The sequence below is a fragment of the Actinomadura kijaniata genome (assembly GCF_014138665.1).
GTDB classification, from domain to species: Bacteria; Actinomycetota; Actinomycetes; order Streptosporangiales; family Streptosporangiaceae; genus Spirillospora; species Spirillospora kijaniata.
In genome coordinates, this window is sequence record NZ_JACJIA010000004.1 from 598,486 (window position 1) to 610,864 (window position 12,379).

Sequence of the window (12,379 nt, forward strand, 5' to 3'; positions counted from 1 at the left end):
CTGAGGGGGGTCGGCATGGTCGGGATCATAGAGCGGATCCCCCCGGAGCCGGGGGGATCCGCCCGCACGGTCAGCGCAGGGAGGCCAGCAGGTCCGGCAGGTCGTCGTCGTGGACGACCGTCAGCCGGCGGGTGGCGCGGGTGATCGCCACGTACAGGTCCTGGCCGCCGCGCGGCGACTCGGCCACGATCCCGGCCGGGTCCACCACGATCACCGAGTCGAACTCCAGCCCCTTGGCCTCCTCCGCCGTCAGCACCACGACGGGGGAGTCCAGCGCCTCGGGCGTCGCGCCGGCCTCGGCGTCCGGCAGCGCCGCCCGGACGGCGGCGTGCCGCGCCCCCGAGGCGATCACCGCCAGCCGGCCCTCGCCCGCGTCGGTCGCGACCTCCGCGAGCTCGGCGGCGACCAGCTCGGGCAGCCGCCCGGCCAGCGCGGCGGGCGGGACGCCGACCGCCGCCGGGGGCGGCCCGTCGTCGCGGACCGGCTCCGGCGGCGTCTGGTCGGGCGCGACCACGGCCAGGACCTCCGTCGCCAGCCGCATGATGGCGGCGGGCGTCCGGTAGTTCACCATCAGGCGCTGCTCGCGCCAGCGGCCCGGCACGTACCGGTCGAGCATCTGGCCCCACGAGTGCGCGCCCGCCGCGCTGCCGGTCTGCGCGATGTCGCCGACGACCGTCAGCGAACGGGTGGGGACGCGCCGCATCACCGCCCGCCACGCCATCTCCGACAGCTCCTGCGCCTCGTCCACGATGACGTGCCCGTAGGCCCACTCGCGGTCGGCGGCGGCGCGCTGCGCGGTGGTCCGTGGCGGGCCGTCGTAGTGCTGCCGGTCGGCCAGGTGGGCGGCGTCGATCTCCGGCAGCCCCTCCACGCCGTTCGACATCAGCACCTCGCGGGCGTAGCGCTCCTCGGCCGCGCGTTCGGCGGCGAGCGCGCGCTCGCGGGCGCGCTCCGCGGAGTCGTCCTCGCCCAGCAGCTCGGCGGCCTCGTCCAGCAGCGGCACGTCCGCCACCGTCCACGGCGACCCGGCGGGCCGGTACAGCGCGCCCAGCTCCTCGTCGGTGAGGCCGTCGCCGACCCGGGCCAGGGCGAGGGGGTCGGCGAACAGCTCCTCCAGCAGCCGCTGGGGCGTCAGCTCCGGCCACAGCCCGTCGATCGCGGCGCGCACGTCCGGGTCGCGCCACAGCTCGGCCTTGGCGTACTTGAGGTCCTCGGCGTCCATCAGCGGCTCGTCGGCGGTCTCGTCCATCAGCTCCTGGAGCCAGGCGGGGACCCCGCCCTCCCGGATCATCCGCTCCAGGGGCTCGTCGGCGATCCTGTCGTACTGCTCGGCGCGGTTCACCGCCAGGGCTTCCAGCGTCTCGTGGACGAACAGCCGCCGCTGGACGTTGTGCGCGGCGCGCAGCGCCCGGGCCCGGTCGCGGGCCCTCAGGCAGGTCTCGTGGTCCACTCGCAGCACCATGTCGTCGGTCTCGACCTCCAGGTCCCCCCGCGGGACCCGCTGCCGGTCGGCGACCGCCGCGCGCACCAGCTCCGCCATCCGCAGGTCGCCCTTGACGGCGGCGGCGCGCGGCCCCTCGGCGGCGGTGGCCCGCACGCCCGGGAGCAGCTCGCCGACGGTGGTGAGCACCACGTCGGTCTCGCCGAGGCCCGGCAGCACCTGCTCGATGTAGCGCAGGAACGTCGCGTTCGGGCCGACGACCAGCACGCCGCGGCGTTCCAGCACGTCGCGGTGGGTGTAGAGGAGGAACGCGGCGCGGTGCAGCGCCGCGACGGTCTTGCCGGTGCCGGGCCCGCCCTGCACCACCAGCACCCCGTGCAGCCCGGCGCGGATCACCTCGTCCTGCTCCTGCTGGATGGTGGCGACCACGTCGGTCATCCGCCCGGTGCGGCCGCGCCGCAGCGTCGCCAGCAGCGCCGCCTCCCCGACGATCGTGCGCCGGTCCTCCTCGGTCAGCCCCTCCAGGTCGAAGACCTCGTCGTCGATGCGCGCGACCGTGCGGCCGGACAGGTGCAGGTGGCGGCGGCGCGCCAGCGTGCCGGGGGAGCTCGGGGTGGCGGTGTAGAACGGGCGCGCGGCGGCGGCCCGCCAGTCGATGAGCAGCGGCTCGCGGTCGTCGTCGCGCAGCCCGATGCGGCCGACGTAGAAGGTGTCGCCCGCCGCCCCGGCCTCGCCCCGGTGGTCGATGCGGCCGAAGCACAGGGCGCGTTCGACGGCGTTGAGGCGGGAGAGCCGGCGGGCGGACTCCTCGACGGCGGCCTGCCGCTCCACCATCGCCTGGAACCCCCGGCCGCCGCCCGTGGCGGGCACGGCGCGCAGCGTGCCCTCGGCGGCGGCCCGCTCGGCGTCGAGCCGGGCGTAGATCCCGGACACGCGCTCCTGCTCGGTGCGCAGCGCGGCGGCGCGGGCGTCGGCGGGGGAGGCCCCGGCGGAGGAATTCTCCGGAGCGGACTTGACTTGACGAGATCCCATGTGTCTTATACACTCCTAGTCATAGGATTGGGATTGGTGTCTGCGCGGTTCGTAAGTCGCTAGTTTACCACCCTTTCTGATCATCCCTGCGCCGATTCCGGCCGCCGCCGGACGGGGAAAAGATCTTCCGTGTTGGATCTCCCGTCATCCGCAGGGCACCCGACGGCCACCGGCCCTCACGAGGCTGTCCGGCGACCAACGTCGGACCGCCCCGAAAGGGTCTGCTCATGCCCGAAGGCGTCAGCGCGTTCAATCGCAGGTCGTTCCTCGTCACCACCGGACTCGCCGCCGGCGTCGCGGCCCTCCCCGCCTCCGGCGCGGCCGCCGCGCCCGCCCCGGACCGCCGCCGCGCCGCCCTGGCCGCCGACCCCTTCACCCTCGGCGTCGCCTCCGGGGACCCCGAGCCCGACGGGTTCGTGCTGTGGACGCGCCTGGCGCTGAACCCGCTCGCCGAGGACGGCCTCGGCGGGATGCCCTTCGTCGACTTCCCCGTCCAGTGGCAGGTCGCCACCGACGAGCGGTTCCGCCGCGTCGTGCGCCAGGGCACCGCCCGCGCCCGCGCGGCCGCCGCGCACAGCGTCCACGTCGAGCTGGAGGGCCTGCGCCCCGGCCACGAGTACTGGTACCGGTTCCGCGTCGGCCGCCACGTCTCCCCGGCCGGCCTGACCCGCACCTCCCCGCACCCGGCCTCCTACGGCGGGGGCCTGGCGATGGGCTTCGTGTCGTGCTCGCAGTTCGAGCACGGCTGGTTCACCGCCTACCGGCGGCTCGCCGAGGACCACCCCGACCTGATCCTGCACCTGGGCGACTACCAGTACGAGTACAGGAAGGGCGCCTACAACGTCCCCGGCGGCAACGTCCGCGACCACGAGGGCCCCGAGACCGTCACCCTCGCCGGGTACCGGCAGCGCCACGCCCAGTACAAGTCCGACCCCGACCTCCAGGCCGCGCACGCCGCCGCGCCCTGGCTGGTCGTCTTCGACGACCACGAGGTGGAGAACAACTGGGCCGACGACGTCCCCGAGGCCAACTCCGACACCCCGGACCCGGCGGCGTTCCGCGCCCGCCGCGCCGCGGCGTTCCAGGCGTACTACGAGAACATGCCGCTGCGCCGCCGCTCGTTGCCGCACGGCCCCGACATCCAGATCTACCGGCGCGTGCGGTGGGGCAGGCTCGCCAACTTCCACATGCTCGACACCCGCCAGTTCCGCGACGACCAGGCGTGCGGCGACGGCTACAAGGACTGCGCGGCGGCGTCCGACCCGGCGCGCTCCATCCTCGGCACGGACCAGGAACGCTGGCTGATCAAGGGGTTCCGGCGCTCGCACGCCCGCTGGGACGTCCTCGGCCAGCAGGTGTTCTTCGCCCAGCGCGACAACAACGCCGGCCCCCTCAAGGTCACCAGCATGGACTCCTGGGACGGCTACGTGGCCTCCCGCGACCGCATCACGCGCGGCTGGGTCGAGGCGGGCGTCCGCAACGCCGTCGTGCTGACCGGCGACGTCCACGCGCACTGGGCCAGCGACCTGAAGGAGAACTACGACGACCCGACCTCCCGCACGGTCGGCGCCGAACTGGTCTGCACCTCGATCACCAGCGGCGGCGACGGCGCCGACTCCGACCCGGCGGCCCACCCGTTCCTCAAGATCAACCCGCATCTGAGGTTCTACAACAACCAGCGCGGCTACGTCCTCACGCGGATCCGGCGGGAGGAGATGACCGCCGACTTCAAGACCCTGACCTCGGTGCGCGCCAAGGACGCCCCGGCGTCGCTGAAGGCCCGCTTCGTCATCGAGGACCGCGAGCCGGGCCTGCGGCAGACCTACCTGCGCCCCTACGACGCGGTCAGGACCAAGACCGACCGGGACCTGGTCCGGGAGACGGTGGAGCGCGAGACCAGGCGTCCGTAGCGCGCCGCCGCGAACGGCCCCGGGGACCGCGCGGGTCCCCGGGGCCGTCCGGCCCACGTCAGGCCCGCCCGGCCGTCCAGGAGCCGGTCGAGCGCCACCGCGGCGTCGCGCGTCCCCTCGGCGCGCCGCCTCTTGCCCGCGCTCTGCGGCCACCTCCTGAACGGGGACGGCGGCTTGGGGGCATCGGTCGGCTGCCGAGGGCGCGACCGTTCCCCGGGCGGCCTCGCGGGCACGGGACCGGCGGGCGCGGGCGGCGGCCACGCCCTGCGGGGGAGCCCAGCGGACCGTCCCGGTGGAGGGGCCGTGCCGCGGGTCGAAGAAGCACAGCGGTCGCCGCGCCGTCACCGGCCGTCCCTCGATCCGCGCGTCGACGCAGGCTAGGGCGTGCCTGCCGTCGTCCAGCGCGCTCGCGTAGTCCGCCAGCAGCCCGGCGTCCGCGCCGTGCCGCGACGGGACGAACGAGTGCCGCGCCAGCGCCTCGCCGAACGCGGTGATCTCGGCGTCGACCGCCGCCGGCTCCGCCGGACGCCGCCGCCCGGAGAACCGTCCCAGCATGCTCACGCCGACCGTCATATCCGAACAGGGGGAATTCAGGCGGTCGGGTTGGGGTCGGTGAAGATCTCGTCGAAGTCGTAGGCCACCGGCACCTCCAGCTGGTCGTAGCCGCAGGAGGCGGGCGTGCGGTCGGTGCGCCAGCGGCGGAACCGGGCGGTGTGCCGGAACCGGTCGCCCTCCATGCCGTCGTAGGCGACCTCGACGACCAGCTCGGGGCGCAGGGGCTCCCAGGCGTGGCTGCGGCCGCCGCTCCAGCGGTTGACCGCGCCGGGCAGGCGGTCGGCGGTGTCCTCGGTCTGGCGCGCCCAGCCCTCCCACGGGTGGTCCGCGAAGCCGTCCATGCGGTACGGCCCCAGCTCCTCCAGCAGCTCGGCGCGGCGCTTCATCGTGAACGACGCCGAGACGCCCACGTGCTGGAGGACGCCCTTGCCGTCGTACAGGCCGAGCAGCAGGGAGCCCACGACCGGGCCGGACTTGTGCCAGCGGAAGCCCGCCACCACGCAGTCGGCGGTGCGCTCGTGCTTGAGCTTGAACAGGACGCGCTTGTTGGGCTGGTAGGGCAGCTCCGGGGGCTTGGCGATGACGCCGTCCAGGCCCGCGCCCTCGAACTCCTCGAACCAGCGGCGGGCCAGGTCGGGGGAGCCGGTCGCCGGGGTGACGTGGACGGGCGGCCCCACGTCCGCCAGGGTGTCGACCAGGCGCTCGCGGCGCTCGCCGAGCGGCAGGTCCATGAGGGACTCGTCGCCCAGCGCCAGCAGGTCGAACGCGACGAACGACGCCGGGGTCCGCTCCGACAGCAGCGTGATGCGGGACGCGGCCGGATGGATGCGCTCCTGGAGCTTGTCGAAGTCGAGGCGGGGGCCGTCGCGCAGGACGATCTCGCCGTCCACCACGCAGCGGTCGGGCAGCTCGCGCCGGAACGCCTCCACCAGCTCGGGGAAGTAGCGGGTCAGCGGCTTCTCGCCGCGGCTGGACAGCACCACCTCGGCGCCGTCCCGGAAGACCACGCAGCGGAAGCCGTCCCACTTGGGTTCGTACAGCATCCCCCGCTCGGGCATCACCTTGACGGCCTTGGCGAGCATCGGCGCGAACGGCGGGCTGATCGGCAGGTCCATGGACCCATCCTGCTCCCCGGGTCCGACATTCGGGGCGGCCGGGGTGGCCCTGGTCACGTTCGGTAACCTTCAGGGCATGCGCCGTCTGTTCCCCGGGCCCGTCGCCGACGTCGATCCCTACGAGGAGTACGGGGACGCGCCCGCGCTGCGCGTCGGGATGGTCATGACGGCCGACGGGTCGGTCACCGACGCCGAGGGCTGGACCGACGGGATCGGGGGAGCGGCCGACTTCCGGGTGTTCCGGACGCTGCGGGCGCTGTCGGACGCGATCCTGGTGGGGGCGGCCACCGCGCGGACCGGACGGCTGGGGCCCGCGCGGCTCCGCGCCGACCTGCGGGAACGCCGGGGCGCCCCGCCCGCGCCGATCGTGGTCGTCAGCCGGTCGCTGCGGCTGGACTGGACGTCGCCGCTGTTCACCGGGGGGGAGACCCCGACGGTCGTGGTGACGTCCCGGGCGGCGCGGGAGGCGGGCCGGGTGCCCGCGTCGGTGCCGGTCGTGACCGCCGGGGACCGCGAGGTGGACCTCGGCGAGGCCGTGCGGGCGCTGCGGGAGGACCACGGGTACCGGCGGCTGCTGTGCGAGGGCGGGCCCGCGCTGACCACGGCGCTGGTCCGGGAGGGGCTCGTGGACGAGCTGTGCCTCAACATCGCGCCCACGCTGCTCGGCGGCGCCCACCACACGCGGCTGCTGGGCGCGCTGGACGGGGAGGTCGCGCTGGAGCCCACCGCCGTCTACCTCGACGAGGGCGTGCTCTTCCTGCGCTACCGGCTCGCCCGGTAGTCGCGCGCCACCCGCCGTTCCCGGAATTCTCCGGCCGACTGTTGCCAATCCCCGGTGGTACCGGGGCGATGGGGGAGAAACTTGGGCCGGGAGGGTCGTGCCGGCCGAAGGGAGCGGGCGTGGACGTCGCCGCACTCGTCGCCTGGGCGCTGGCCGCGTCGGCGGGGGGCTACCTGCTGGTGCGGTGGCTGGCGGCCGCCGGGCTGCGCGGCCAGCCCGCGAAGGTGACCCGGCACCCCACGCTGGTGCTGGTGTCGCATCCGGCGTCGGCGGTGCTGGGCCTGTGCCTGTGGCTGGGGCATCTGGTGACCGGGCGGGACTGGTGGGCGTGGGCGGCGTTCGGCGTCCTGATCGCGGTCATCCTGCAGGGCGTCATGCTGTTCTCGCGCTGGCTGGTGGGCGGGGGCGGGCGGCACGCGCGCGGCAACGACCAGCCGTTCCCCGGTGTGGCGGTCGCCGTGCACGCGCTGGTCGCGGTGACCACGTTCGTGCTGGTGTTCCTGGCGACCCTGGAGACGGGCCGGTAGCCCCGCCCGGTATCTTCCGGCCATGGACGCCCGGACCGAGATCGACGGACGCGCCCCCGCCGTCGCGGACCTGCTGGTCCCCGCCCTGGTCAACCACGGTCACCTCACCGTGACGCAGGTGCGGGACCGCGCGGTGCGGGGGCTGGACCTGCACCTGGCCCGGCTGGACGCCGCCAACCGCGAGCTGTTCGGCGTCCCCCTGGACGGCGACCGCGTCCGCCGCCTGGTCCGGCACGCCCTGGCCGGCGACCGCGACGCCACCGTCCGCGTCAACGCGTTCCGGCGGGACGGCGGCGACACGGCCGTCATGGTCACGGTCCGGGAGCCCCACGAGGCCCCGGCCGCGCCGCGCGCGCTGCGCCCGGTCACCTACCGGCGGCCGTTCGCGCACCTCAAGCACACCGGGTCGTTCGCGCAGCTCCAGCACATGGCGCTCGCCCAGCGGGACGGGTTCGACGACGTCCTGCTGACCGACCCCGACGGCGTGGTCTCCGAGACCGGTATCGCGAACCTGCTGGTCCATGACGGGGAGACGTTCGTGTGGCCGGACGCGCCCGCGCTGCCCGGCATCACGATGCTGCTGCTGGAACGCGCCGGGATCGGCGCCCGGCGCCGCACCGTCCACCTGGCCGACCTGCCCGGATGCGCGGCGGCGTTCGTCACCAACTCCAGCGGCGTCTCCCCGGTGGGACGCGTCGGGGACACACCGATCCCCCGCGACCCCGGGATCGCGGAACACCTCGACGCCGTGTACGCCTCGATCCCGTGGGACGCCCTCTAGGGCCTTCGCTTCGGTCGGCCCTCCTCGCCGGGGCACCGCCGCGGATCACACCGGACGGCTTGCCCTTGACACTGGTGTCAGCATCTACGGTCGTCGATGTGAGAGGGGCGGCAGTGCACATCGGGGAGTTGGCGAAGCGCACCGGCGCCAGCCCGCGGTCCCTGCGTTACTACGAACAGCAGGGGCTCCTGCGGGCGCGCCGCACGGAGGCGGGCTGGAGGGAGTACGACGAGGAGGCCGTCATCCGGGTCCGCAACGTCCGGGAGTTGCTGCGGGCCGGGATGACCGTGGACGACATCCGGCAGGTGGCCGACTGCCTGGGCGCGGCCGAGTCGCCCGACTGCGATCGGAACGATGAGGCGGTGGAGCTCCACGAGGCTCGGCTGAAGGTGATCGACGCGCGGATGGCGGCACTCCAGCGGCAGCGCGACCACCTGACCCGCCGGATCGCCCGGTTGCGGGCGTCTCGGCCCGACACCCTCTCCGGAGGCCGGCCGTGAAGTTCGGCGTCTCGACCTTCGTCACCGACGAGGGGATCCGTCCCGGCGCGCTGGGGGCCGCGCTGGAGGAGCGGGGCTTCGAGTCGTTGTTCGTGGCCGAGCACTCGCACATCCCCACCGGATCGACCGCGCCCGACGGGACGGAGCTGGCACGCGCCTACTACCGCGCGCTGGATCCCCTCATCGCCCTGACCGCCGCGGCCGCGGCGACCACGCGGCTGCGGCTGGGAACCGGCGTCCTGCTGCTGGTGCAGCGCGATGTGATCCAGACCGCCAAGGAGGTCGCCAGCCTCGACCTGCTGTCGGGCGGCCGCGTGATCCTCGCGGTCGGCGCGGGCTGGAACAGGACGGAGATGCGCGACCACGGCACGGACCCGGGTGTCCGCGGGCGCCTGCTGGACGAGCGGTTGGCGGCCCTGAAGGAGATCTGGACCCGCGACGAGGCCGAGTTCCACGGCGAGTACGTCCGCTTCGGCCCGATGCGCATGTGGCCGAAGCCCGTCCAGCGCCCGCACCCTCCGATCTACATCGGCGGTCACAGCCCCGCGGCCCTGGCCCGGGTGGCCGCTCACGGTGACGGCTGGTTCCCGATCGAGGTCACACCCGACGACGTCCGCCGGGTGCGCGGGGCGCTGGCCGAGCGGGGCCGTACCGGCGTCGTCATCACCGTGCCGGCGGACCCGGCCGGTGAGGGCACGCTGGACGCGTACGCCGAGGCCGGGGCGGACCGCGCCACCTTCCACCTGGAGACCATGCCCGAAGCGGCGACCCTCCGGAAACTCGACGAACTCGCCGCCCTGGCCGCCCGGTACAGCGGCTGAGGACTCCGCACAGGCCCCAGGCGCCGACCGCTTCGGGCGCGAGGGGCGCGAGCCGCCTCGCCGGCCGGTGCGGGCGGCCCGGTCAGCCGATGACCGCCAGTACGACCGCTCCGACCCCCAGCGGCACGTCCAGCACGATGCAGTACTCGGCCAGGGACCGGGGCACCACCTGGTCGCGCCGGTGGTGGACGACGTCCCACACCGCGTGGGCCGCCAGCACCACACCGGTGAGCGCCAGCGCGACGCGGGGAGCGGCGAGCGCCGCGACCGCGGCGAGACCGCCGTAGCCGGCCAGGGCCGCCGTCTGGGCCGCGAGCGCCGGACGCGGAACACCCCCGAGAACGCCCGCGACGACCAGGGCCAGCGCGATGGCGGCGGCGATGACGAGGCGGACCGGGTTCGAAAGACCGGCCGCCTCGGTGAGGACCGCCACGAGGGCGCCGGCGGGAACGCCCGCCCACGCGACCCATCGCCTGCCCAGCGCCGCGGCGCCGAGATAGCACAGGGCGGCCACGAACACCGCGACGGCGATCCCCGGGCCGTCCGGGTCGGCCGCCAGCGCCAGCGCGGCGGTGGCCAGGCCGAGCACGCCCGGCCAGTGACGCAGAAGGGTTTCTGAGGACTCCATACCGCGACCCTGCGAGGGGACGGCCACGATGTCGAGGCGGCCGGATCACCTGGTCCGGAAACTTGGGGATCCTGTCCGTCCGGCCGGACGCCGCGGCCTCAGGTGAGGCGGCGCAGCACCACCAGCGAACGGTCGGGCAGCTCCACCTGGTCGAGGGCCTTGACGCGCGGTCTCCGTCCGAGGGTGTAGGGGTCGGCGGTGTCGAGGGCGAACTCCCAGCGCTCGCCGTACTCGGGCGAGGGCAGCGCGAACTCGATCGCGGCGTCGCCCGCGTTGATCAGCAGCAGGAACGAGTCGTCGCGGACCGGCCGCCCGCGCGGGTCGGGCTCGGTGATGGCGTCACCGTTGAGGAACATCGCCAGGGACTTGGCGAACCCCACCTGCCAGTCGTGCTCGGTCATCGGCTCGCCGCCCGGCGTCAGCCACACCAGGTCGGCCAGCGGCTCGGGCCCGGGGCCGACGCCCCGGAAGAACCGGCGGCGGCGGAACACCGGGTGCTCGCGGCGCAGCCGCGACAGCATGCGGACGAACTCCAGCTCGCCGGGGTCGTCGTCCCAGTGCACCCAGGCGAGCTCGTTGTCCTGGCAGTAGGCGTTGTTGTTGCCGCGCTGGGTGCGGCCGAGCTCGTCGCCGTGGCTGAGCATCGGCACGCCCTGCGACAGGAACAGCGTGGCCAGGAAGTTGCGCTTCTGGCGGGCGCGCAGCTCGTTGATCGCGGGATCCTCGGTGGGCCCCTCGTGGCCGCAGTTCCAGGAGCGGTTGTCGTCGGTGCCGTCCCGGTTGTGCTCGCCGTTGGCGGTGTTGTGCTTGCCGTCGTAGGACACCAGGTCGTGCAGCGTGAACCCGTCGTGGCAGGTCACGAAGTTGATGGAGGCGAACGGGCGGCGCGAGCTGTGCTCGTACAGGTCGCTGGACCCGGTCAGGCGGGAGGCGAACTCCGGCATCGTCGCGTACTCGCCGCGCCAGAAGTCGCGGACGGTGTCGCGGTACTTGCCGTTCCACTCGGTCCACAGCGGCGGGAAGTTGCCGACCTGGTAGCCGCCCTCGCCGACGTCCCACGGCTCGGCGATCAGCTTGACCTGCGACACCACCGGGTCCTGCTGGACCAGGTCGAAGAACGCCGCCAGCCGGTCCACGTCGTGCAGCTCGCGCGCCAGCGCCGACGCCAGGTCGAAGCGGAACCCGTCGACGTGCATCTCCAGGATCCAGTACCGCAGCGAGTCCATGATGAGCTGGAGCGCGTGCGGGTTGCGGACGTTGAGGGAGTTGCCGCAGCCGGTGTAGTCGAGGTGGTAGCGGCGGTCGTCGTCGCGGAGCCGGTAGTAGGCGGCGTTGTCGATGCCCCGGAACGACAGCGTCGGGCCCATGTGGTCGCCCTCGGCGGTGTGGTTGTAGACCACGTCCAGGATGACCTCGATGCCCGCCTCGTGGAGGGTGCGGACCATCGCCTTGAACTCCAGCACCTGCTCGCCGCGCTGCCCCGAGGCGCTGTAGGCGCTGTGCGGGGTGAGGAAGCCGATGGTGTTGTAGCCCCAGTAGTTGGTCAGGCCGCGCGCGACCAGGGCGTGCTCGGGGACCGACTGATGGACCGGCATGAGCTCGACCGCCGTGACCCCGAGGTCCTGGAAGTGCTCGATCATCACCGGGTGGGCGAGCCCCGCGTAGGTGCCGCGCTGCTCCTCGGGGATGCCCGGGTGCAGCATCGTCAGGCCCTTGACGTGCGTCTCGTAGATGACGGTCTCGTGGTAGGGCGTGCGCGGCGGGCGGTCGTCGCCCCAGTCGAAGAAGGGGTTGACCACGACGTTCTTCGGCATGAAGGGGGCGCTGTCGTCGGTGTTGAACGCGTCCGGGTCGGTGAACCGGTACGAGAACAGCGACTCGTGCCACCGCACCTCGCCCTCGATGGCCTTGCCGTAGGGGTCGAGCAGCAGCTTGTGGGGGTTGCAGCGGTGCCCCTCGCGCGGCCGGTAGGGGCCGTGCACGCGGTACCCGTAGCGCTGGCCGGGCATGATCCCGGGCAGGTAGCAGTGCCAGACGAACCCGTCGACCTCCTGCAGGTCGATCCGCGACTCGTGCCCGTCGGCGTCGAACAGGCACAGCTCCACCCGCTCGGCGACCTCCGAGAACAGCGCGAAGTTGGTGCCCATGCCGTCCCAGGTGGCGCCCAGCGGGTACGGCTCGCCAGGCCAGACCTCCGGCATCGTTCCCACTCCTCGGCTCGTCGGCTACAGCGGTCACGGTCGATTGTGGTCTACCCGTTCACCGTCTGTATGCCCCAGCCTGAGATC

General features: G+C 74.0%; 10 protein-coding genes. 6 read left to right on the top strand and 4 right to left on the bottom strand.

The window, feature by feature from the left end:
- Window positions 1-70 precede the first annotated feature (70 nt).
- Complete coding sequence (locus HNR61_RS18780) at window positions 71-2,473, bottom strand: HelD family protein (protein WP_182844424.1); 2,403 nt, start codon at window positions 2,471-2,473, stop codon at window positions 71-73.
- A gap of 227 nt (window positions 2,474-2,700) precedes the next feature.
- On the opposite strand from HNR61_RS18780, the gene HNR61_RS18785 reads away from it, so the two are divergent.
- Entirely contained in the window at window positions 2,701-4,383 is a 1,683-nt protein-coding gene (locus tag HNR61_RS18785; protein WP_182844425.1) for an alkaline phosphatase D family protein, read from the top strand.
- Window positions 4,384-4,973: 590 nt separating this feature from the next.
- Here HNR61_RS18785 and HNR61_RS18790 read toward each other — a convergent pair.
- The gene (locus HNR61_RS18790; RefSeq protein WP_182844426.1) at window positions 4,974-6,053 is read right to left on the bottom strand and encodes an ATP-dependent DNA ligase; all 1,080 of its coding nucleotides are present in this window, start codon (window positions 6,051-6,053) and stop codon (window positions 4,974-4,976) included.
- 76 nt (window positions 6,054-6,129) lie between these two features.
- Here HNR61_RS18790 and HNR61_RS18795 point away from each other — a divergent pair, with 76 nt between their 5' ends.
- The 5 genes from HNR61_RS18795 to HNR61_RS18815 all read left to right on the top strand — a co-directional run bounded on the left by HNR61_RS18795 (window position 6,130) and on the right by HNR61_RS18815 (window position 9,463).
- Window positions 6,130-6,834 (top strand): dihydrofolate reductase family protein, encoded by a 705-nt coding sequence (locus HNR61_RS18795; protein ID WP_182844427.1) that lies wholly within the window; start codon window positions 6,130-6,132, stop codon window positions 6,832-6,834.
- A 119-nt stretch (window positions 6,835-6,953) separates the two neighbouring features.
- A complete protein-coding gene (locus HNR61_RS18800) occupies window positions 6,954-7,361 on the top strand; it encodes a hypothetical protein (protein WP_182844428.1) in 408 nt (135 codons plus the stop codon).
- Window positions 7,362-7,383: 22 nt separating this feature from the next.
- Complete coding sequence (locus HNR61_RS18805) at window positions 7,384-8,142, top strand: aminotransferase class IV (protein ID WP_182844429.1); 759 nt, start codon at window positions 7,384-7,386, stop codon at window positions 8,140-8,142.
- A gap of 98 nt (window positions 8,143-8,240) precedes the next feature.
- Window positions 8,241-8,642: a MerR family transcriptional regulator gene (locus tag HNR61_RS18810; protein ID WP_312897964.1), complete on the top strand. Its 402-nt coding sequence runs from the start codon at window positions 8,241-8,243 to the stop codon at window positions 8,640-8,642.
- A complete protein-coding gene (locus tag HNR61_RS18815) occupies window positions 8,639-9,463 on the top strand; it encodes an LLM class F420-dependent oxidoreductase (RefSeq protein ID WP_182844430.1) in 825 nt (274 codons plus the stop codon). Before HNR61_RS18810 ends, HNR61_RS18815 begins: the two co-directional genes overlap by 4 nt.
- 82 nt (window positions 9,464-9,545) lie before the next feature.
- Here HNR61_RS18815 and HNR61_RS18820 read toward each other — a convergent pair whose 3' ends face one another.
- A complete protein-coding gene (locus tag HNR61_RS18820) occupies window positions 9,546-10,091 on the bottom strand; it encodes a hypothetical protein (protein WP_182844431.1) in 546 nt (181 codons plus the stop codon).
- 98 nt (window positions 10,092-10,189) lie between these two features.
- On the bottom strand, window positions 10,190-12,292 hold the full coding sequence (glgX, locus tag HNR61_RS18825; protein WP_182844432.1) for a glycogen debranching protein GlgX: 2,103 nt from the start codon (window positions 12,290-12,292) through the stop codon (window positions 10,190-10,192).
- Window positions 12,293-12,379: the final 87 nt, after the last annotated feature.